Below are 19,644 nucleotides of genomic sequence, written 5' to 3' on the forward strand. Positions count from 1 at the left end.
CGTACGGGTCCACCGTCCGGCAGAACGGACAGCCCGGCCACGTTAGCCCGACAGCGGACGTGGCCGGGGTCACTGCGGGCGATCCGCCCCCGGCCGCGGAGCCCGCCCGGACGCCGCTACTCGTTGAAGCGCTCGGCCAGCTTCCGGGCCAGTCCCCGCGCCTTGTCCTGCAGTTCCCTGCTGTCCGGCGCCTCCGCGGAGCGCCCCGGCTGCTCCGCGTACCGCACCGTCACGATCACGTTGGATGTGCGGAACACCACGCTCACGGTCCGCCCCTGGGCCGCCGACCCGGCCTTCCCCGCGACGTCGTCGAGGAACGCCGCGTCCCCCAGGCCCTCCAGCGCCCGCGGCCGCAGGTCCTCCTGGTCCGCGCCCTCCGAGGCGGAGCCCGAGGGCGTCCCTGACGGTGCGGAGGAGGACGGCGACGGCGTGCCCGACGGGCTGCCCGCGGGCGCCGAGGGCCCGGGCGAACCCAGCGGCTGCTTCCCGCCCGTCGCGGGCGGGGCGGACGCCGTCCCCAGCGACGACGACGCCTGCTTGCGCGCGAACACCTCCTGCGCCCGGGTGTCGTCGCTCACCGACGCGTCGTACGACACCACCCGTTCGATGTCCACCGACAGCTGGTGCGTCGCGTCCGGCGACTCCGCCTGCCACGAGCAGCCCACCCGGCGGTCGTTGTCGTACGTCAGCGCGGCCGTGCCCCGCAGCACCCGCTCCTGCTGGGCCTGCGGCAGCTCCGCGGCGCCCGGCAGCAGGTCCTTCAGCGTCGCGCTGGACACCGCGCCGCACGGCTCGAACAGGTTCCGGTACCTGCCCGGCGCGGCGGCCGACTGGGCCTCCCCGTTCGGCTTGGTGTCCCCCGGGGCGCCGTCGTCGGCGCCGCCCGTGGAGCAGCCCGTGACGAGCGCGGCCAGGAGCACCGCCACGCCGGGGACGCGACCGGAAACGTACGTCTTCCGCTGCACGCGTCGGACTCCTCTCACGCTGCTCTCGCCCCTGTTCCGGCGCGGGCCGCGCCGAAAACGGGTTGCCGCCCCTCGCGCGGCGGTGGACACAATGTCTATCGCACGCACGGCCGTCGCTGCCGGGCCGCCGTCCATTCGCGGCCAGGGCACCGGCTCTGCGATCACGGACTTTTCGGGGGATAGAGGAAATTATGTCGTACGTAGAGGTACCGGGCGCCAAGGTCCCGATCCGGATGTGGGCCGACCCCTCGACGGTCGAGGGGTCCGCGATGCAGCAGCTGCACAACGTCGCGACCCTTCCGTGGATCAAGGGCCTGGCCGTGATGCCGGACGTCCACTACGGCAAGGGCGCCACGGTCGGCTCGGTGATCGCGATGAGCGGCGCCGTCTGCCCGGCGGCGGTCGGCGTGGACATCGGCTGCGGCATGTCCGCCGTGAAGACGTCCCTGACGGCCAATGACCTCCCGGGCGACCTCTCCCGGCTGCGCACCAAGATCGAGCAGGCCATCCCGGTGGGCCGCGGCATGCACGACGAGGCGGTGGACCCGGGCAGGCTGCACGGGTTCGGGACGTCGGGGTGGGCCGACTTCTGGGGGCGGTTCGACGGGATCGCGGACGCGGTCAAGTTCCGTCAGGAGCGGGCCGCGAAGCAGATGGGGACGCTCGGGTCCGGAAACCACTTCTGTGAACTGTGCATCGATTCAGAGGGAAATGTCTGGCTGATGCTGCACTCCGGCTCCCGGAACATCGGCAAGGAGCTGGCCGAGCACCACATCGGCGTGGCGCAGAAGCTGCCGCACAACCAGGGTCTCGTGGACCGGGACCTGGCGGTGTTCGTGGCGGACACCCCGCAGATGGCGGCGTACCGCAACGACCTCTTCTGGGCGCAGGAGTACGCGAAGAACAACCGCGCGATCATGATGGCGCTCTTCAAGGACGTCGTGCGCAAGGAGTTCAAGAAGGCGCGGGTGACCTTCGAGCAGGAGATCTCCTGCCACCACAACTACGTGGCGGAGGAGCGGTACGACGGCCTGGACCTGCTGGTCACCCGCAAGGGCGCGATCCGGGCCGGGTCCGGGGAGTACGGGATCATCCCGGGCTCGATGGGCACCGGTTCGTACATCGTGAAGGGCCTCGGCAACGACGCGTCCTTCAACTCGGCCTCGCACGGCGCGGGCCGCCGGATGAGCCGGTCGGCGGCGAAGCGCAGGTTCACCACGCGGGACCTGGCGGAGCAGACGCAGGGCGTGGAGTGCCGCAAGGACTCCGGGGTGGTGGACGAGATCCCGGGGGCGTACAAGCCGATCGAGAAGGTCATCGACCAGCAGCGCGACCTGGTCCAGGTGGTCGCGAAGCTGAAGCAGGTCATCTGCGTGAAGGGCTGACCCGCACGCGGACGGGGGAGAGCGGGGGCGGCGCCGGTACGGGGGTACGGCGCCGCCCCTTCCGCTCGGGCCCGTCCGGGCCTACGGCTCCCGGTGGATCTTGGTGTTGGAGGCCTGGGCGCGGGGGCGGACGACCAGGAGGTCGATGTTGACGTGCGGGGGGCGGGTGACGGCCCAGGTGATGGTGTCGGCGACGTCGTCCGCGGTGAGGGGCTCGGCCACGCCCGCGTAGACCTTGGCGGCCTTGTCGGCGTCGCCGCGGAAGCGGGTGGTGGCGAACTCCTCGGTCCTGACCATGCCGGGGGCGACCTCGATCACCCGGACCGGGGTGCCGACGATCTCCAGGCGGAGGGTCTCGGCCAGGACGCGGGCGCCGTTCTTGGCGGCGACGTAGCCCGCGCCGCCCTCGTAGGTGGCGTGGCCCGCGGTGGAGGACAGGACCACGACCGTGCCGTCGCCGGAGGCGGTGAGGGCGGGGAGCAGGGCCTGGGTGACGTGGAGCGTGCCGATGACGTTCGTCTCGTACATCCGGCGCCAGTCGTCGGGGTCGCCGGTGGCCACCGGGTCGGCGCCCAGCGCGCCGCCGGCGTTGTTGACCAGGACGGCGAGGCTGCGGAAGGCCGTGGCGAACTCGTCGACGGCGGCGCGGTCGGTGACGTCCAGGGCGTACGCGGTGGCCTGGTGGCCGGCCTCGGTGATCTCGGCGGCCAGTGCCTCGATGCGGTCCGTGCGGCGGGCGGTGAGCACCACGCGGTACCCGGCGGCGGCCAGCTGCCGGGCGGTGGCGGCGCCGATGCCGCTGCTCGCTCCGGTGACGACGGCGATGGGGGTCCCGGCGGCAGTCATGACGTGCTCCTCGCGGTGGGTCGGTGTGCCGCCAGGATAGGCAGGCGGCGTGGTCAGCGGCCGCGGGGGGCGTACATGATGACGGCCGTCCCGGCCAGGCAGACCAGGGCGCCCACCACGTCCCAGCGGTCGGGGCGGTAGCCGTCGGCGACCCTGGCCCAGAGGAGGGAGCCGGCGACGAAGACCCCGCCGTAGGCGGCGAGGACGCGGCCGAACGCGGCGTCGGGCTGCAGGGTGGCGACGAAGCCGTAGGCGCCGAGGGCGATGACCCCGGCGCCGATCCAGATCCACCCCTTGTGCTCGCGCACGCCCTGCCAGACGAGCCAGGCGCCGCCGATCTCGAAGAGGGCGGCGGCGACGAAGAGGGCGGCGGAACGGGCGATCAGCATGGGCTCAGGGTGTCATGACGGTCGATCATGAACACATTTGGGTGGAAATGGGTATGTACGCGACATGGTGGCGATGCGCAAGGCGCTGTTGGTGTCCGTCGCGGCGGCGACGGTGATGGGTGCGGGCGGGGCGGCCCGGGCGGCCGGTCCCGAGGCGGACGTGGCGCACCACGGACACGTGACGCTGTGGGACGGACGGATCGGAGTGTGGCTGGCGAGCGGCAACCACGGCCCCTCGACGGTCCCGAACACCACGGTCCGGCTCGCCTTCTCGGTGCCGCTGGCGGCGGCGCAGGCGCTGCCGCGGGGCTGCGCGTGGAGCGGCGCGGGAGCCGTGGTGTGCCGGACGGGCCCGCTGCGGGCGGACGGCGCGGCGCACGAGATCGCGCTCGACCTGAAGGCGGCGGGGCTGCCGCAGGAGGTGACGGTGCGGATCTCCACGCAGTGGAACGGCGGGGCGGTCGACGGGAACCCGGACAACAACGAGCACCAGGTCCTGGTGCCCGCCACGGGCGACGCGTACGTGTTCTGAGGCCCGCGGCCATCACCCCCCGGCCGCCGGGACCGGCCGGCGCGTCCTCAGACCGCGTCGGGCCCCACGATGTGGCGCAGGTAGGCGCGGGGGTCGGCCAGGTAGCGGCGCCAGTGGTCGACCAGGGCCAGGTCGCCCCAGGCGGTGCGGCGCATCCCGTGCTCGCCGACCTCCACGACGTCGGCACCGGGCAGTGCGGTGAGCAGCGGCGAGTGGGTGGCGCAGACGACCTGGCCGCCCCGGGCCACCAGCCGGTCGAGGTGGCCGATCAGTTCGAGGCAGGACGTGAAGGACAGGGCGGCTTCCGGCTCGTCCATCACGTAGAGGCCGGGCACCAGGAACTTCCCGCGGAACGCCGCGAGGAACCCCTCGCCGTGGCTGAGCTCGTCGGGCCCGAGGCCCTCCCGGTCCAGGGCGTCCAGCGCGGTCTCGGCCCGCAGGAAGAAGCCCTTGCGCGCGGCCCGGCTGCCCAGCATCCGGCGCCCGCCGGGCGCGGCGTCGAAGCGGACCCGCTCGCCCAGGACGGACTTGCCCCGCTGGGTGGCGTACCGCCAGTCGTGCGAGCCGCCCCAGGAGTCCAGGCCGAAGCCCTCGGCGAGGGCCTCCACCAGGGTGGACTTGCCCGAGCCGTTCTCCCCGACCAGGAAGGTCACCGGGGCGGTGAAGCGCAGCCCCTCCGCGAGGAGCTGGCGCACGCAGGGCACGGACCAGGGCCACTCGGCCTCGTCGTGGGAGGCGATGTGGGCGTACGCGCGTTCGACGATCACGCCCCCATTGTCGGCAACCCCCGCCCCTCCGGCGAACCGTCCGCCTCAGTCCCGGGCCCACGCCGCGTACCCGTCGGGGCGGACCAGGAGGGCCGTGCGCCGCGGGCCCGTCCAGGTCGCGCGCACCGCCCGGGCCGCCGTGGCCGGGGCGTCCGAGGTGTCCGCGCCCTCCGGGGCGACCAGCACGAACCGGCCCTCGCGCAGCAGCTCGTACAGCCGCCCCTCGGCGAGCCGCAGGTCCGGCACGCGCCGCCCGGTCAGCCGGTGGGCGCCGCGCCCGGCCCCGTAACGGATGCCGATCCCGCTGATCTGCCCCATCGCCCGCCCCGACAGCGGGCCCAGCGCACCGGCCAGGCGCGCCGCGGCGTCCCGGGCGGCGAGCCGCAGCGGGGTGTGCGCCATGGCGAGGCGGACCAGCGCGCCGCTGCTGCGCAGCACGGCGGCCCCGACCGGGTGGCGCTCGGCGTGGTAGCTGTCGAGCAGCGCCTCGGGGTCCCCGGCCCGGCCGCCCAGCACCTCGGCGAGCTTCCAGGAGAGGTTGGCGGCGTCCTGCAGGCCGGTGTTCATGCCCTGGCCGCCCGCGGGGGAGTGGACGTGCGCGGCGTCCCCGGCGAGGAAGACGCGGCCGGTGCGGTAGGCGGGGACCTGGCGCTCGTCGCTGTGGAAGCGGGAGATCCAGCGGGCCTCGCCCATCCCGAAGTCCGTGCCGAACGCGCGCCGGCAGATCTCGCGCAGCTCGTCGATGCCGACCGGGGCGGTGTCGGGGGCCTCGTGCTCCGGGTTCCAGCCGATGACCCGGTACCAGCCGTCGCCGAACGGGACGACGAACGCGAAGGCCTTCCCGTTGCCGTTGACCGTCAGGAGCGTGTCCGGCCGGTCGGTGAGGCGGACGTCGGCCAGGACCAGGGAGCGGATCACCGACTCGCCGGGGAACGGCAGCCCGAGGGCCTCGCGGACCGTGCTGCGCACCCCGTCGGTGCCGACCAGGTACCGGGCGCGCAGCGCCGCGGGCCGCCCGTCGGGGCCGCGCACCTGGGCGGTCACCGACTCGTGGTCCTGGGCCAGGGCGAGCAGCTCCGTCCCGTACCGGAAGTCCGCGCCCGCGGAGGCGGCCCGCCGCTCCAGCACCGCCTCCACCTGGTACTGCGGGGTGATCAGGACGAACGGGAAGCGGGAGCGCAGCCGGCCGAGGTCCAGGGCGAGCCGCCCGAACAGGCGCAGCCGGGACAGCGGGGTGCCGGTCTTGACCAGCTCGTCGGCGAGGCCGCGGGCGTCGAACTGCTCCAGCGTCCGGGCGTGCACGGCGAACGCGCGGGTCGTGTTGGTGCCCGTGCCCGGGCGGCGCTCGACGAGCGCGACGCGCAGGCCGCGGTCGGCGAGGTCGCCCGCGAGCAGCAGGCCGGTCGGGCCCGCGCCCACCACGAGGACGTCCAGGAGCCCGGGGTCCGAGCCGGTGCCGGTGCTTGTGCTGGTGCCGCTGTTGGTGCTGGTGCGGTCGTGCGTCGGTCCGTTCACGGCTGCCTCCCCGACTGCCGACGGTCGTCGCTCAACGCTACGTCTCCGCCGTCCCCGGCGCGTACGTCTCCGCCGTCTCCGCCGTCTCCGCGCGTGCGTCCGCGCCGTGCCGGTCACGTCTGCGCCGTACACTCTCTGCATGTCGCAGAAGAAGTCACCGGGGTCCGGGCGCGAGCGGCTGATGGACGAGCTGACCACGCAGTCCCGCCGCTACATGGCCTCCTACGCCCTGTTCAACCAGGCCGTCGCCGACCACCTGCGGCTGCACCCCACCGACCTGCAGTGCCTCAACCTGCTGTCCCTGGAGGAGGGGCCCGTCACCACCGGGCGCATCGCCGAGATGACCGGCCTCACCACCGGCTCGGCCACCCGGCTGGTGGACCGCCTGGAGCGCACGGGCTGGGTCACGCGCGAGCGCGACAGCGAGGACCGGCGGCGCGTCTTCGTACGGACCGTCCCGGAGAAGGCGGCCGAGCTGGGCGCCTTCTGGGGGCGGCTGAACCAGGCCTGGAGCACCATGTTCGACGTCTACGACGACGAGGAGGTCGCCCTGCTCACCGCGCACATGCGGCGCACGGTGGAGCTCAGCGCGGCGCAGGTGGAGCGGCTGCGCGGCGACGAGTTCCGCACCTGACCCGACCGGGCCCGCCCGCCACGGGCCGCACCGCCCGCGAGACCCGGCCACCGGACCGTCCGCGTCAGGCGGCCGCGCCGCCGCCGAACTCCTCCAGCGCCCCGTCCACGATCGCCTCCAGGCGGGCGTGGTGGGCCCCGCGCCAGTAGACGCGCTCGCACGCGGTGCACCGGGCGAAGACGTCGTACGTGCGCTCCGTGCCCCGCTCGATGTGCTCGCGCACGTCGTCCTTGTCCGCGGCCCCCAGCTCCCCGTTGCACGCCGTGCAGCGGGTCCACGGCGCGAGGGCGGGCGCGAACCGGGAGAGCACGTCCCGCAGTTGGTCGTCCGGCCGGTCGCTGTAGACGTACGCGCCGGCCCACAGCTCACGGCGCCGCAGCAGCCCCCGGTCGCGCGAGAGCATCACGCGCCGCTCGCGCGCCGACAGCGCGGCCAGCGCCGGGTCGCCGATGTCCTCGCTCTCGTACGCCGCGTCGACGCCCAGCAGCCGCAGCCGGCGGGCGAGCGTGCCCAGGTGCACGTCGAGCAGGAACCGCAGGGGCGCGCCCGGCACCCGCTGCGGGCGCTCCACGCCCCGCACCTCCACGTCCTCCCCCGCGCCGGGCACGTGCGAGGACGGGACAGGACGGCCGTCCACGAGCAGCATCCCGGCCTCGGTGAGCGGGACGCCCAGGGACTCCACGACGTGCCCCAGCGTGGAGGAGCCGTCCGTGGGGTGGGCGGCGGGGGCGCCCCGGTGCCTCGGCGGGACGAACAGGTGGAGGCCGGGGGCGAAGCTGATGCGGATCTCGGGGCGCGCGGTCACGGGGGCAGGATGCCAGCGCGGACACCGTCCCGGCCACGGCATTTCAGGGCGCGCGCCCCGGGCATGCCGCCACGGAGGAACGCCGTCGCGGGCGGGCGCTCCGGGAAGCGCCCGGGAAGCGCCCCGGGGAACGACCCGGGACGCGCCTCAGGACCCGTGCGCGCTGACCGGTGCCGACGTCCACAGGTCCAGGCGCCAGTCGTTCGTCCGCAGCGGCGTCCCCGGCGGGTACTCGAAGTCCCGCTCGCCCAGCAGCGTGAACCCGGCCTTCGCGCACACCCCGTTGGAGGGCGCGTTGTCCACCGAGGGGAACGCGTGCAGGTAGCGGTGGCCGTCGCGGTGCCCGGCCATCGCCCGCGCCTGCTCGACCACCGCCAGCGTGGCCGCCGTCGCGACGCCCCGGCCCTGGTGGCCCGGCAGGACCGCCCAGCCCGTCTCGTACACGGCCGTGCCGTCCCACTGGCGCTCCCAGAAGCCGATCGTCCCGGCGGGCACGCCCTCGGGCAGCACGACGACCCGGAACATCCGCCCCGCCCCGGTGCGGTCCGCGCTCAGCTCCACGTACCGCCGGTGGCGCCGCACCAGCTGCTCGTGGGTCTCGGGACCGCCCAGGTGGCCCATGAGCGCGGGGGCGTTGGCGGCCACCAGCAGGTCCCAGTCGTCCTCGCTCCACGGGTCGATCCGCACCGAACCCGACGGACCCGCCGGACGCCCGGCGCCCGGCCCCCGGTCCCGCGTCGACACCACGCCGCGCTCCCGGGCCTAGCCCAGCCGGCCCGGTGCGCGGAACGAGAGCCCCGCCGTCAGTCGGCCGAACGCGGCCTGCTCGTCGAGGCTGAGGCGGGTGGACTCCAGGGGGTGCCAGACCCGTTCGAGGACCGGTGCCACCGGGCGGCGCATCCGGCGCACGGTGCGCACGCCCGCGGCGACGGCGAGACCGGCCAGGGCGGCGATCAGGGCGAGCACGCGCGGGTCGGTGAGGTGGTCGGACATGAGGGCCTCCAGTTGGGTACCAGGCAGGCAACGCGAACAGGCGGGACCGCACGGTCCCCACTGCTTCCTCCCGACGGCCCCAGTGAACACCAGCGACCGGGACCTTCGGCAGGGGGGCCGGGACGAAAGTCCCGAGGGACGCGTCACACCGGGCACCCCCGCACCGCACGCCCGCTGCCCACGGCGCCCTTGTGCGCCGGTGCGCGCCCGCACCAAGGTGGGGGAGGGAACGGGCCGGGAGGAGCGTGGGCATGGCAGGCACAGCCGGAGCGACGGAGTGGCGGTTCACCGACGACCGGGGCGCGCTGGTGCGCGCGCCCGCGCGGCCACGTCGGGTGGTGGCGTACGTACGGGCCGGGGCGGCCCTGCACGACCTGGGCGTGACGCCCGTCGCGGTGTACGGCTCCGGGCACGACGGACCGCGCCTCGACCCGGCCAAGGCGGGCGGGCTGCCCGCCGCGACCGGCTACCTCGGCACCGGCTTCCCGGACGCCGGCGCGCTGGCCGCGCTGGAGCGGGAGCGGCCGGACCTGGTCGTGGACGTCACCTACGACGGCAAGGGCGCGTACGCGTGCGACGAGGACGCGCTCGCCCGCCTCGGCGTCCCCGTGGCCGCCCTCGCGGTCTCCGGCGACCGCCCCCTCGCGGGCGTCGTGGAGCGCTTCGGGGACCTGGCCGCGGCGCTCGGCGGCACCGGGGCGCTGCTCGACGCGGACGCCGAGGACGCGGTGCGCCGGGCCGCGGGCGACGGGGGAGGGCCCCGGGTGCTCGCCCTGTCCGGCGCCGGCCCCGACACCGTCTACCTGGCCCGCCCCGACACCTGGCCCGAGCTGCGCCGGCTGCGCGCGCTCGGGGTGGACCTGGCCGAGCCGGACGAGGGGCCCGGCGTCAACTGGCTGACCACCGGCTGGGACCGGGTCCGCGAGCTGCGCCCCGACCTGCTGCTCGTCGACGACCGCGCGCACGCCGCGCGGCCCCCCGCCCTGGACGCGGCGGCGCTGCCGTGGAACCCGGAGACGCCGCCGAGCCCCGTGGCGTACGGGCGGTTCTTCCGGGCCGTCGCCGACGCGCTGGAGCACCTGCGCGCCGAACGCTGACCCCGGCCGCACACTCCGAGGTGACCGCGCCCGGCGCCCCCGCGCCACGGCGCCGAGCGCTCACCGAGGAGGGGCCGCGTGCCGTCCGTCCGTACCGCCGCCGTCGCCCTGGCGGCCCTCGCCGGCCTGCTGGCCCCGGCGGCGCACGCCCCGGAAACCGGCCCCCTGGCCGGGCGGCGACCCGCCCCCGTCAGGCCCGGGCCGCCGCCGTTCTGGATCAACCCCGACTCGGTCGCCGCCCAGCAGGTCTCCGCCTGGCGGCGCCAGGGGCGCGGCGGGGACGCCCGGTTGCTCACCAGGATCTCCGGCCGCCCGCTCGCCGAGTGGCCCGGCGGGCCCGACCCGGGGCCCACGGTGCGCCGGCTCACCACCAGTGCGGCGCGGGTGGGGCGGATGGCCGTCCTCGTCACGTACAACATCCCCGACCGGGACTGCGGCGCCTACTCGCACGGCGGCTCCGGGGACGCCGCGGAGTACCGCTGGTGGATCGACGCGTTCGCGGCGGGCATCGGCGACCGGCCCGCGCTGGTGGTCGTGGAGCCGGACGCGGTGGCGCACCTGGAGGCCGGGTGCCGGGCCGTGCGCGACGCCGACGAGCGGTTCGCGCTGCTCTCGTACGCCGTCCAGCGGCTGCGCCGGCAGCCGCGCGCCGAGGTGTACCTGGACGCGGGCAACGCGAGCTGGATCCCGGACCACCGCAGGCTGGTGGCGCCGCTGCGCAAGGCGGGCATCGCGCGGGCGCACGGGTTCGCGCTGAACGTCTCCAACTACCAGACGGACGCGACGAGTCTGGCGTACGGCAGGGCGCTGAGCCGCGCGCTGGGCGGCAAGCACTTCGTGATCGACAGCAGCCGCAACGGGCGGGGGCCGTTCGCCGGGCCCGAGGCCTGGTGCAATCCGCCGGGGCGGGGACTGGGGACCGCGCCCACGCGCCGCACGCGCGACCGGCTCCTGGACGCCTACCTGTGGGTCAAGCGGCCGGGCGAGTCGGACGGCAGCTGCCGCGGGGGGCCGCCGGCCGGGCACTGGTGGCCGGCGTCGGCACTGTCCCTGGCGCGCAACGCCAAGCGCTAGCGCCATCGGGGGAGGGGGCCTCGGGGGAGGGGGGAAGGGTCTACGGCCAGACCAGGCAGTAGGGCTGGTGCCCGTTCTCGTGGAGGCGCTCGCTGAACTGCTGCCACTCGTGCAGCAGTCGGTAGACGTTGAAGGCGTCCCGCGGTCCGCCCCGGTCCGGGACGGTGGACCAGATGAAGGCCGCCGCGCCCACCGACTCCTCGCCGATCCCGCGCAGCGGGTCGACCACGGTCATGGGCAGCTTCACCACGGCGTAGTCGGGGTGCAGGACGACCAGTTCCAGCGGCGGCACCTTGTGCAGGGGCATGCCCTGGATGCCGGTGAGCACCATCGCGGCTATGGTCTCGGGCTTGATCTTGGTGAACATCCCGCCCATGCCGAGCTCGTCGCCGCCCAGCTCCTCCGGGCGCATCGAGATGGGCACGCGTGCCGCCGTGGCACCGTCGGGCGCACCGAAGTACTTGTACGTCACCCCCAACCGGCCACCCCTGCTCCCCGCGGGTTCGCGCGCCTCACGTCGCCGGTGCTTCCCCCGCCGGGCAGGCTCGGGCCCCAGGTCGTCGGTCCCCTCGCCCAGTCCGCCACCGCGATGCATATCTTTCACCCGACTGCTTTGTCGCCCGACTGTTTTGTAGATGCAGCGGCCCTCGCCGCGCAACCCGGTCCGGACGGCACCGGCCGGGACCGGCCCGGCGCCCGCGCGATCCGATCATCGTGACAGTGACCTCCCCAGTGGACGTGCGGCGAAACACCGGTCCGCGGATCCGTCGGAGGCTCTGACACCATGGATTCCGTGAGCTTTCCCTATGACGCCCCAGTTTCGCAGACGCTTTTCGACCGCGCGTCCCTCGTGACGCCCGGCGGCGTGAACTCTCCGGTCCGCGCGTTCCGCGCCGTGGGCGGTACGCCCCGGTTCATGGTGTCCGGTACGGGTCCGTACCTGACGGACGCGGACGGACGCGAGTACGTCGACCTCGTGTGCTCGTGGGGGCCGATGATCCTCGGCCACGCGCACCCGGAGGTCACCGCCGCCGTCCAGGCCGCCGTCTCCCGCGGCACCTCGTTCGGCACGCCCGGCGAGGGCGAGGTCGCGCTCGCCGAGGAGATCGTGGCCCGGGTCGCCCCGGTGGAGCAGGTCCGCCTGGTCTCCAGCGGTACGGAGGCGACCATGTCGGCCATCCGGCTGGCCCGCGGCTTCACCGGCCGCGCCAAGGTCGTGAAGTTCGCCGGCTGCTACCACGGCCACGTCGACGCGCTGCTCGCGGCGGCCGGGTCGGGCGTGGCGACGTTCGCGCTGCCGGACACCCCGGGCGTGACCGGCGCGCAGGCCGGGGACACCATCGTCCTGCCGTACAACGACATCGAGGCCGTGCACGAGGCCTTCCACGCGCACCCGGGCGAGATCGCCTGCGTGATCACGGAGGCGTCGCCCGGCAACATGGGCGTGGTGCCGCCGCTGCCGGGCTTCAACCAGGCGCTCAAGGACGCCTGCGCGAAGAACGGCGCGCTGTACGTCTCCGACGAGGTGATGACGGGCTTCCGCACCTCGAAGGCCGGCTGGTACGGCGTCGACGGGGTGGCCCCGGACCTGATGACCTTCGGCAAGGTGATGGGCGGCGGCTTCCCGGCCGCGGCGTTCGGCGGCCGCGCCGACGTGATGGCGCACCTCGCGCCGGCCGGCCCGGTCTACCAGGCGGGCACCCTGTCGGGGAACCCGGTGGCGACGGCGGCGGGCCTGGCCCAGCTGCGGCTGCTCGACGACGCCGCGTACGGGAAGGTCGACGCGGTCTCCGCCGAGGTCCGCTCCCTGGTGACGGACGCGCTGGCCAAGGAGGGCGTGGCGCACCGGCTGCAGACGGCGAGCAACATGTTCTCGGTGTTCTTCACCGACCGCGAGGTCAGGAACTACGAGGACGCCCGCAAGCAGGAGGCGTTCCGCTTCAACGCGTTCTTCCACTCGATGCTGTCGGACGGCGTCTACCTGCCGCCCTCGGCGTTCGAGTCCTGGTTCGTCTCGGCCGCCCACGACGAGCGCGCGATCGAGCGGATCGCGGCCGCGCTGCCCGCCGCCGCCCGCGCCGCCGCGGAGGCCACGGCATGAGCGAGCAGCCGGGGAACGCCGACGACATCACCGTGGTGCACCTGATGCGCCACGGCGAGGTGCACAACCCCGAGGGCGTGCTCTACGGCCGCCGCCCGGGCTACCACCTGTCCGAGCTGGGCCGCCGGATGGCGGACAAGGTCGCCGAGCACCTGGCGTCGCGGGACGTCACGTACGTGGTGGCCTCGCCGCTGGAGCGGGCGCAGGAGACGGCCACGCCGGTCGCCAAGAGCCACGGCCTGGACCTGGCGACCGACGGGCGGCTGATCGAGGCGGGCAACGTCTTCGAGGGCAAGACCTTCGGGGTGGGCGACGGCGCGCTGCGCAAGCCCGCCAACTGGAAGCACCTGACGAACCCGTTCCGGCCGTCCTGGGGCGAGCCGTACGTCGAGCAGGTCGTACGGATGATGGGCGCGCTGAACGCGGCGAAGGACGCGGCCCGCGGCCACGAGGCGGTCTGCGTCAGCCACCAGCTGCCGATCTGGATCGTGCGCAGCTTCGTGGAGGGCCGCCGGCTCTGGCACGACCCGCGCCGCAGGCAGTGCACGCTGGCGTCGCTGACCACGTTCACGTACCGCGGGGACGAGATCGTCTCGGTCGGGTACGGCGAGCCGGCCAGGGACCTGGTGCCCGCGCACCTGCTGGCGGGCGCGAAGCCGGTGAAGGGGAAGTCGAAGGCCTTCGGCGCCTGACGGGGCTGCCGGGGTCGTTTTCCGGTGCGCCCGGACCGGCGCGCGTTTTCGGCCAGATTCCGCTGACGGAATATCAGCCGGTACCGGCGCGCGCCGGGGGGGCGCGGTAGAACTCATGGGACATACGTGAGTAACCGCGCCCCTCACGGGTAGGGGCGCACGTCGAATGCTGTCGAAAATCCAGTCCGCTTTGGCAAAGACGTGCTAAATCCCGGAACCCGCGTGTTCCGCACCGCATCTCAGTCGTTGCCGTCTGGACGGGATTTCGGGCGCGAAGCGAGCGCGGATGGGGACGTAATGCGGGACATGAGTCGTAGGAACCTGCTCGGCGCGGGCCTGGGCGCGGCCGCGGCGGTCGGCATCGCCGGGTGCGGGCTCACGGGCAACGACAAGGAGGGCCGGTCGGGCCCGGGCAAGGACGAGTCGGGCGGCGGTGGAGCGTCGCCGTCGCAGAAGCCCGAGGGCCGCCCGATCGGCGACGGCTCGACCTCCGACACCGGCAAGCAGCCGCACCAGCCGGAGAAGCCGGTGCCGCTGGAGCCGGGGCAGACCCCGCCGCAGTTCGTGATCTTCTCCTGGGACGGGGCGGGCGAGGTCGGCAACGGCCTGTTCCCGCGCTTCCTGGAGCTCGCGAAGAACCACGACGCGGCGATGACCTTCTTCCTCTCCGGCATCTACCTGCTGCCCGAGGGCAAGAAGAACCTCTACAAGCCGCCGAACAACCGCACCGGCGCCTCCGACATCGGCTACCTGACCGACGGCCACGTCAAGGAGACGCTGAAGTACGTGCGCCAGGCGTGGCTCGACGGCCACGAGATCGGCACGCACTTCAACGGCCACTTCTGCGCCGGGCACGGCTCCGTGGAGCACTGGACGTCCGCGCAGTGGCAGAGCGAGATCGACCAGGCCGTGAAGTTCGTCACCGAGTGGAAGACGAACACCGGCTGGCAGGACGAGGACCCGCTGCCCTTCGACTACCGCAAGGAGCTCGTCGGCGGCCGCACCCCCTGCCTGCTGGGCCAGGACAACCTGCTGCCCACCGCCAAGAAGCTCGGCTGGCGCTACGACGCCTCCTCGCCCGGCGGCCGGCAGATGTGGCCCGTCAAGCGCAAGGGGATCTGGGACCTGCCGCTCCAGCAGGTGCCCTTCCCCGGCCACTCCTTCGAGGTCCTCTCGATGGACTACAACATGCTCGCCAACCAGTCGAAGAATTCGACCAAGGGCATGCCCTCGCGCTATCCGGGCTGGAAGAAGCAGGCCACCGAGGCGTATCTCGCGGGATTCCAGCGGGCGTACGACACCAACCGCGCGCCGTTCTACATCGGCAACCACTTCGAGCAGTGGAACGGCGGCATCTACATGGACGCCGTGGAGGCCGCGCTGAAGGGGATGGCGGGCAAGAAGGACGTACGCCTGGTGTCGTTCAAGCAGTTCGTGGACTGGCTCGACGTACAGGACCCGAAGGTGCTGGAGAAGCTGCGCGGGCTGGAAGTGGGACAGAAGCCCGCCGGAGGCTGGAACACCTTCCTCAAGGCGACCGCATAACCTCACTCACGCCCTCTTGACAAGGGGCTTTGCGGGCAGTGAGGGGGGCGCGGAAGATCCCTGGAACGCCCATGCGAAACTTTTCACATGAGCCTTAGCCGTGCCCCCCGACGCACCCTGCTCGCCGTCGGAGCCCTCGCCGCAGCGCTCGCCCTGTCGGGGTGCGGCGGCGACTCCAACGGCAAGTCCGGCGGCGGTGGCAACACCAACTTCGTGACGAACTCCAGCGGGATCGCGACCGTCGCCAAGGGCAAGCGCGTCGGCGTCAACGAGATCGCCGGCGAGACCATCGACGACAAGCGGCTCGACGTCGCCGACTTCAAGGGCAAGGTCGTCGTCCTCAACGTCTGGGGCTCCTGGTGCTCGCCCTGCCGGGCCGAGGCACCCAACTTCAAGAAGGTGTCCGAGTCCCTCAAGGGCAAGGACGTCCAGTTCGTGGGGATCAACACCCGCGACATCAGCAAGTCGCCCGCGCGCAGCTTCGAGGAGAGCTACGGGATCGGCTACCCGAGCCTGTACGACCCGGACGGGCGGATGGTGCTCACCGGGTTCCCCAAGGGGTCGCTGAACCCCATGGGCATCCCCTCCACGATCGTCCTGGACCGCGAGGGCAAGATCGCCGCGCGGGCCCAGCAGGCGCTCACCGAGGAGAAGCTCCGCGCGATGATCGACCCGGTCCTCGCGGAGAAGTGACCCCCGTGCACCCCGTCACCACCCTCGCCGCCGAGCTGGGCCGCAACGAGACCGTCTACAGCGGCGCGCTGCTGCTCGCCCTGCCGATCGCCGTCCTGGGCGGCCTGGTCTCCTTCTTCTCGCCCTGCGTGCTGCCGCTCGTCCCGGGCTACCTCTCGTACGTCACCGGGGTCAGCGGCACCGACCTGGCGCAGGCGCGCCGGGGCCGCATGGTCGCCGGGGCCTCGCTGTTCGTCCTCGGCTTCAGCGCCGTCTTCGTCTCCACCGGAGCGCTCTTCGGCGCCTTCGGCAACGAGCTGCTGCTCTACCGGGACGTCACGACGAAGGTGCTCGGCGGGCTCATGATCGTGATGGGCCTCTTCTTCATGGGCGCCGTTCCCGGTCTCACGATGCGCGAGTTCCGCATCCACAAGCGGCCGGTGTCCGGGCTCGCCGGGGCACCGCTGCTCGGCGCGCTGTTCGGCATCGGCTGGACACCCTGCTTCGGGCCGACGCTCACCTCGGTGAACATGCTCGCCACCGACCAGGCCAGCGCCGGGCGTGGCACCCTGCTGATGGTCGCGTACTGCCTGGGGCTCGGACTGCCCTTCGTGTTCGCCGCGATCGCCTTCCGCAAGGCGCTGGGCGTCTTCGGCTGGGTCAAGAAGCACTACGCGTGGGTCATGCGGATCGGCGGCGGAATGATGATCGCGACCGGTCTCCTGCTCCTCACAGGCGCGTGGGACACAGTGGTGCAGCAGATGCAGGTCTGGTCGTCCGGCTTCACGGTGGGGATCTAGGTACATGAGCACGACAGAGACACAGGACGAGAAGGACCCCGGCGAGGCCGCCGCGGGCGCCCAGCTCTCCACCGCGCCCCGGGAGGAGACGGCCGTCGGCGGGCCCCGGCTCGGCGTCATCGGCTGGATCCGCTGGTACTGGCGCCAGCTCACCTCGATGCGGGTGGCGCTGATCCTGCTGTTCCTGCTCTCCCTGGCGGCCGTCCCCGGCTCGCTGATCCCGCAGAACAGCGCGGACGAGCTGAAGGTGCGCACCTGGCAGCAGGCGCACACCACGCTCGGCCCCCTCTACGACAAGCTCCAGCTGTTCGACGTCTACAGCTCGGTGTGGTTCTCCGCGATCTACATCCTGCTGTTCGTCTCGCTGATCGGCTGCATCGTGCCGCGCACCTGGCAGTTCGTCGGCCAGCTGCGCAACCGCCCGCCGGGCGCCCCGGGCCGGCTGACCCGGATGCCCGCGTACACCACCTGGCGCACCGAGGCCGACCCCGAGCAGGTCCGCGAGGCGGCGCTGCGGCTGGTGAAGCGCCGCCGCTTCCGGGCGCACGTCGCCGGGGACGCGGTCGCCGCCGAGAAGGGCTACCTGCGCGAGGCGGGCAACCTGCTCTTCCACGTCGCGCTGATCGTGATCCTGGTGGCCTTCGCCACCGGGCAGCTCTTCAAGTCCGAGGGCGGCAAGCTGATCGTCGAGGGCGACGGCTTCTCCAACACGCTCACCCAGTACGACGACTTCCGCTCCGGCTCGCTCTTCGACACCGACGAGCTGGCGCGGTTCGGCTTCACGCTGAAGAAGTTCACCGGCACCTACGAGCGCTCGGGCCCGCAGCGCGGCACCCCGCGCACCTTCGAGGCGGCCGTGAAGTACCACGTCGACGGCGGCCCGGACAAGGACGCGGTGATCCGCGTCAACGAGCCGCTCCAGGTGGACGGCTCCAAGGTCTACCTGATCTCGCACGGCTACGCGCCGGTCGTCACCGTCAAGGACGGCAGGGGCAAGGTGGTCTTCAACGGCGCCGTGCCGCTGCTGCCGATCGACAACAACATCACCTCCACCGGCGCGATCAAGGTGATGGACGGCTACCGGGACGCCAAGGGCGCGAAGGAGCAGCTCGGCTTCAAGGCGTTCTTCGTGCCGACCTTCGCGGGCGCCGGCAAGGGCAGCATGTTCTCGCAGTACCCGGGCCTGGACTTCCCCGTCATGGCGCTCACCGGCTACCACGGCGACCTGGGCGTCGACTCGGGCCTGCCGCAGAACGTGTACCAGCTCAACACCAAGGAGATGAAGCAGTTCACGGCCGGGAAGGGCCAGGCGCTCGCGCAGCGGCTGCTCCCGGGCGAGACCATGAAGCTGCCGGGTGGGGCGGGCTCGATCACCTTCGAGAAGGAGGTCCGCGAGTGGGCCAGCTTCCAGGTGTCGCAGCAGCCCGGCAACAGCCTCGCGCTGACCGGCGCGATCGCGGCCATCCTGGGCCTGGTCGGCTCGCTGTTCATCCAGCGGCGCCGGGTCTGGGTCAGGGCCGTGCGGGGGGACGACGGGGTGACCGTCGTCGAGATGGCGGGGCTGGGGCGCAGTGAGTCGCCGAAGCTCGCCGAGGAGCTGGCCGACCTCGCGGTCACGCTCAACGAACAGGCGCCGACCGCGCCCGAACCAGCTGACGTTCCTGCCGAAGGGGCCGAGAAGTGATCCTCGCCGCCGCCAACGAGAACCTGGCGCAGATGAGCAACGTGCTCGTCTACTCGTCCATGGCCGTGTACACCCTGGCCTTCCTGGCGCACATCGCCGAGTGGGTCCTCGGCAGCCGCAGCAAGGTGGGCCGCACGGCCGCCGCGCTGACCGCCGAGCAGCAGACCGCCGCCGCGGTCGAGGTGCGGGTCGAGCAGCAGGGCGGCGGGACCGCCGTGCTGGAGAAGCCGAAGGTGGTGACCCGGTCCGCGGCCGGGCGCCGCGACGTGCCGGACGGCCCGGGCGCCGCGGGTGGCACCGAGAAGGGCGACCTGTACGGCCGCATCGCGATCTCGCTGACCGTCCTGGCGTTCCTGGTCCAGGCGGTGGGCGTGGTCACCCGCGCCCTGTCGGTGCAGCGCGCCCCCTGGGGCAACATGTACGAGTTCTCCACCACCTTCTCCACCGTGATCGTGGGCGCCTACCTGGGCTTCCTGGTCGCCAAGAAGAACGTGCGCTGGATCGGCCTGCCGCTGGTCACCACGGTCCTGCTCGACCTGGGCATCGCCACCACCTGGCTCTACACCGACAGCGACCAGCTGGTCCCGGCGCTGCACTCGTACTGGCTGTGGATCCACGTCTCCACCGCGATCTTCTGCGGCGCGGTGTTCTACCTCGGCGCGGTCGCCACGGTGCTCTACCTGTTCCGCGACAGCTACGAGAACAAGCTGGCCTCCGGCGGCAACCCGGGCTCCTTCGCCCGCTCGGTCCTGGAGCGGCTGCCCTCGGCGGCGTCGCTGGACAAGTTCTCGTACCGCATCAACGCCGCGGTCTTCCCGCTGTGGACGTTCACGATCATCGCGGGCGCCATCTGGGCGGGCGACGCCTGGGGCCGCTACTGGGGCTGGGACGCCAAGGAGGTCTGGTCCTTCATCACCTGGGTGGCGTACGCGGCCTACCTGCACGCCCGCGCCACGGCCGGCTGGAAGGGCCGCAAGGCCGCCTACATCGCGCTGATCGCCTTCGGGTGCTTCCTGTTCAACTACTACGGCGTGAACATCTTCGTCAGCAGCAAGCACTCCTACGCGGGCGTCTGAGCCCGTAGGCGTACGTACGAGTCGGCGGGGGGGCGCGGCGCGCGGAGGGCGGGGCGCGCGGGGGGGGGGTGT

The 19,644-nt window shown here is 73.3% G+C and carries 21 protein-coding genes; 12 read left to right on the forward strand and 9 right to left on the reverse strand.

From position 1 onward, the window contains the following. Nucleotides 1–116 precede the first annotated feature (116 nt). Nucleotides 117–965 (reverse strand): DUF3558 domain-containing protein, encoded by an 849-nt coding sequence (locus ABT160_RS17720; RefSeq protein WP_351648469.1) that lies wholly within the window; start codon nt 963–965, stop codon nt 117–119. A 191-nt stretch (nt 966–1,156) separates the two neighbouring features. Between ABT160_RS17720 and ABT160_RS17725 the strand changes: the two genes are divergently transcribed. Beyond that, nucleotides 1,157–2,350 carry an RtcB family protein gene (locus ABT160_RS17725; RefSeq protein WP_351648470.1) on the forward strand — a complete coding sequence of 398 codons (1,194 nt, stop codon included), beginning with the start codon at nt 1,157–1,159 and terminating at the stop codon, nt 2,348–2,350. 81 nt (nt 2,351–2,431) lie between these two features. Here the strand turns inward: ABT160_RS17725 and ABT160_RS17730 are convergent, their stop codons facing one another. Both ABT160_RS17730 and ABT160_RS17735 read right to left on the reverse strand, forming a co-directional pair. Next, a complete protein-coding gene (locus ABT160_RS17730; protein ID WP_351648471.1) occupies nt 2,432–3,196 on the reverse strand; it encodes an SDR family NAD(P)-dependent oxidoreductase in 765 nt (254 codons plus the stop codon). A gap of 53 nt (nt 3,197–3,249) precedes the next feature. Further along, nucleotides 3,250–3,585, reverse strand: coding sequence for a YnfA family protein (locus tag ABT160_RS17735; RefSeq protein ID WP_351648473.1), 336 nt, complete (start codon nt 3,583–3,585; stop codon nt 3,250–3,252). Between the two features lie 64 nt (nt 3,586–3,649). Between ABT160_RS17735 and ABT160_RS17740 the strand changes: the two genes are divergently transcribed. Next, nucleotides 3,650–4,117 (forward strand): hypothetical protein, encoded by a 468-nt coding sequence (locus ABT160_RS17740; protein ID WP_351648474.1) that lies wholly within the window; start codon nt 3,650–3,652, stop codon nt 4,115–4,117. A 47-nt stretch (nt 4,118–4,164) separates the two neighbouring features. On the opposite strand, the gene ABT160_RS17745 is transcribed toward ABT160_RS17740, so the two are convergent. Together ABT160_RS17745 and ABT160_RS17750 are read right to left on the reverse strand one after the other, a co-directional pair. Then, a complete protein-coding gene (locus tag ABT160_RS17745) occupies nt 4,165–4,884 on the reverse strand; it encodes an AAA family ATPase (protein ID WP_351648475.1) in 720 nt (239 codons plus the stop codon). Nucleotides 4,885–4,929: 45 nt separating this feature from the next. Then, nucleotides 4,930–6,399 (reverse strand): FAD-dependent oxidoreductase, encoded by a 1,470-nt coding sequence (locus ABT160_RS17750; RefSeq protein WP_502984253.1) that lies wholly within the window; start codon nt 6,397–6,399, stop codon nt 4,930–4,932. 139 nt (nt 6,400–6,538) lie between these two features. Here ABT160_RS17750 and ABT160_RS17755 point away from each other — a divergent pair, with 139 nt between their 5' ends. After that, complete coding sequence (locus ABT160_RS17755; RefSeq protein WP_351648477.1) at nt 6,539–7,033, forward strand: MarR family winged helix-turn-helix transcriptional regulator; 495 nt, start codon at nt 6,539–6,541, stop codon at nt 7,031–7,033. A 64-nt stretch (nt 7,034–7,097) separates the two neighbouring features. Here the strand turns inward: ABT160_RS17755 and ABT160_RS17760 are convergent, their stop codons facing one another. From ABT160_RS17760 to ABT160_RS17770, 3 genes are all read right to left on the reverse strand, one after another. Continuing rightward, entirely contained in the window at nt 7,098–7,880 is a 783-nt protein-coding gene (locus tag ABT160_RS17760; protein ID WP_502984254.1) for a Mut7-C RNAse domain-containing protein, read from the reverse strand. 105 nt (nt 7,881–7,985) lie between these two features. After that, on the reverse strand, nt 7,986–8,585 hold the full coding sequence (locus ABT160_RS17765) for a GNAT family N-acetyltransferase (protein ID WP_351648480.1): 600 nt from the start codon (nt 8,583–8,585) through the stop codon (nt 7,986–7,988). 15 nt (nt 8,586–8,600) lie between these two features. Then, nucleotides 8,601–8,831, reverse strand: coding sequence for a hypothetical protein (locus tag ABT160_RS17770; protein WP_351648481.1), 231 nt, complete (start codon nt 8,829–8,831; stop codon nt 8,601–8,603). Between the two features lie 251 nt (nt 8,832–9,082). Between ABT160_RS17770 and ABT160_RS17775 the strand changes: the two genes are divergently transcribed. Next, nucleotides 9,083–9,928, forward strand: a complete 846-nt coding sequence (locus ABT160_RS17775; protein ID WP_351648483.1) for a substrate-binding domain-containing protein — start codon at nt 9,083–9,085, stop codon at nt 9,926–9,928. A 78-nt stretch (nt 9,929–10,006) separates the two neighbouring features. Continuing rightward, nucleotides 10,007–11,002, forward strand: a complete 996-nt coding sequence (locus tag ABT160_RS17780; protein ID WP_351648484.1) for a glycoside hydrolase family 6 protein — start codon at nt 10,007–10,009, stop codon at nt 11,000–11,002. Nucleotides 11,003–11,042: 40 nt separating this feature from the next. Here ABT160_RS17780 and ABT160_RS17785 read toward each other — a convergent pair whose 3' ends face one another. After that, the gene (locus ABT160_RS17785; protein WP_351648486.1) at nt 11,043–11,597 is read right to left on the reverse strand and encodes a hypothetical protein; all 555 of its coding nucleotides are present in this window, start codon (nt 11,595–11,597) and stop codon (nt 11,043–11,045) included. Between the two features lie 189 nt (nt 11,598–11,786). Here ABT160_RS17785 and hemL point away from each other — a divergent pair, with 189 nt between their 5' ends. The 7 genes from hemL to ccsB all read left to right on the forward strand — a co-directional run bounded on the left by hemL (nt 11,787) and on the right by ccsB (nt 19,572). Continuing rightward, nucleotides 11,787–13,103 (forward strand): glutamate-1-semialdehyde 2,1-aminomutase, encoded by a 1,317-nt coding sequence (gene hemL, locus ABT160_RS17790; RefSeq protein WP_351648488.1) that lies wholly within the window; start codon nt 11,787–11,789, stop codon nt 13,101–13,103. After that, on the forward strand, nt 13,100–13,795 hold the full coding sequence (locus ABT160_RS17795) for a histidine phosphatase family protein (protein ID WP_351648490.1): 696 nt from the start codon (nt 13,100–13,102) through the stop codon (nt 13,793–13,795). The genes hemL and ABT160_RS17795 overlap by 4 nt, the downstream gene beginning before the upstream one ends. Nucleotides 13,796–14,092: 297 nt before the next feature. Beyond that, complete coding sequence (locus tag ABT160_RS17800) at nt 14,093–15,340, forward strand: polysaccharide deacetylase family protein (RefSeq protein ID WP_351648492.1); 1,248 nt, start codon at nt 14,093–14,095, stop codon at nt 15,338–15,340. Between the two features lie 87 nt (nt 15,341–15,427). Beyond that, entirely contained in the window at nt 15,428–16,033 is a 606-nt protein-coding gene (locus tag ABT160_RS17805) for a TlpA family protein disulfide reductase (RefSeq protein ID WP_351648494.1), read from the forward strand. Nucleotides 16,034–16,038: 5 nt separating this feature from the next. Then, nucleotides 16,039–16,812: a cytochrome c biogenesis CcdA family protein gene (locus ABT160_RS17810; protein ID WP_351648495.1), complete on the forward strand. Its 774-nt coding sequence runs from the start codon at nt 16,039–16,041 to the stop codon at nt 16,810–16,812. 4 nt (nt 16,813–16,816) lie between these two features. After that, nucleotides 16,817–18,496, forward strand: a complete 1,680-nt coding sequence (gene resB, locus ABT160_RS17815) for a cytochrome c biogenesis protein ResB (RefSeq protein WP_351648497.1) — start codon at nt 16,817–16,819, stop codon at nt 18,494–18,496. 32 nt (nt 18,497–18,528) lie between these two features. Then, nucleotides 18,529–19,572 (forward strand): c-type cytochrome biogenesis protein CcsB, encoded by a 1,044-nt coding sequence (ccsB, locus tag ABT160_RS17820; protein ID WP_351648607.1) that lies wholly within the window; start codon nt 18,529–18,531, stop codon nt 19,570–19,572. The last annotated feature ends 72 nt before the right edge of the window (nt 19,573–19,644 follow it).

This window comes from Streptomyces sp. NPDC001941 (assembly GCF_040296945.1).
GTDB lineage: Bacteria > Actinomycetota > Actinomycetes > Streptomycetales > Streptomycetaceae > Streptomyces.

Bases quoted from the DNA above. Each gene is read 5' to 3' on its own strand.
- ABT160_RS17725 (WP_351648470.1), top strand. From the start codon at position 1,157: ATGTCGTACGTAGAGGTACCGGGCGCCAAGGTCCCGATCCGGATGTGG.
- ABT160_RS17730 (WP_351648471.1), bottom strand. From the start codon at position 3,196: ATGACTGCCGCCGGGACCCCCATCGCCGTCGTCACCGGAGCGAGCAGC.
- ABT160_RS17735 (WP_351648473.1), bottom strand. From the start codon at position 3,585: ATGCTGATCGCCCGTTCCGCCGCCCTCTTCGTCGCCGCCGCCCTCTTC.
- ABT160_RS17740 (WP_351648474.1), top strand. From the start codon at position 3,650: ATGGTGGCGATGCGCAAGGCGCTGTTGGTGTCCGTCGCGGCGGCGACG.
- ABT160_RS17755 (WP_351648477.1), top strand. From the start codon at position 6,539: ATGTCGCAGAAGAAGTCACCGGGGTCCGGGCGCGAGCGGCTGATGGAC.
- ABT160_RS17760 (WP_502984254.1), bottom strand. From the start codon at position 7,880: ATGCCGTGGCCGGGACGGTGTCCGCGCTGGCATCCTGCCCCCGTGACC.
- ABT160_RS17770 (WP_351648481.1), bottom strand. From the start codon at position 8,831: ATGTCCGACCACCTCACCGACCCGCGCGTGCTCGCCCTGATCGCCGCC.
- ABT160_RS17775 (WP_351648483.1), top strand. From the start codon at position 9,083: ATGGCAGGCACAGCCGGAGCGACGGAGTGGCGGTTCACCGACGACCGG.
- ABT160_RS17785 (WP_351648486.1), bottom strand. From the start codon at position 11,597: ATGCATCGCGGTGGCGGACTGGGCGAGGGGACCGACGACCTGGGGCCC.
- hemL (WP_351648488.1), top strand. From the start codon at position 11,787: ATGGATTCCGTGAGCTTTCCCTATGACGCCCCAGTTTCGCAGACGCTT.
- ABT160_RS17795 (WP_351648490.1), top strand. From the start codon at position 13,100: ATGAGCGAGCAGCCGGGGAACGCCGACGACATCACCGTGGTGCACCTG.
- ABT160_RS17800 (WP_351648492.1), top strand. From the start codon at position 14,093: ATGCGGGACATGAGTCGTAGGAACCTGCTCGGCGCGGGCCTGGGCGCG.
- ABT160_RS17805 (WP_351648494.1), top strand. From the start codon at position 15,428: ATGAGCCTTAGCCGTGCCCCCCGACGCACCCTGCTCGCCGTCGGAGCC.
- resB (WP_351648497.1), top strand. From the start codon at position 16,817: ATGAGCACGACAGAGACACAGGACGAGAAGGACCCCGGCGAGGCCGCC.
- ccsB (WP_351648607.1), top strand. From the start codon at position 18,529: ATGAGCAACGTGCTCGTCTACTCGTCCATGGCCGTGTACACCCTGGCC.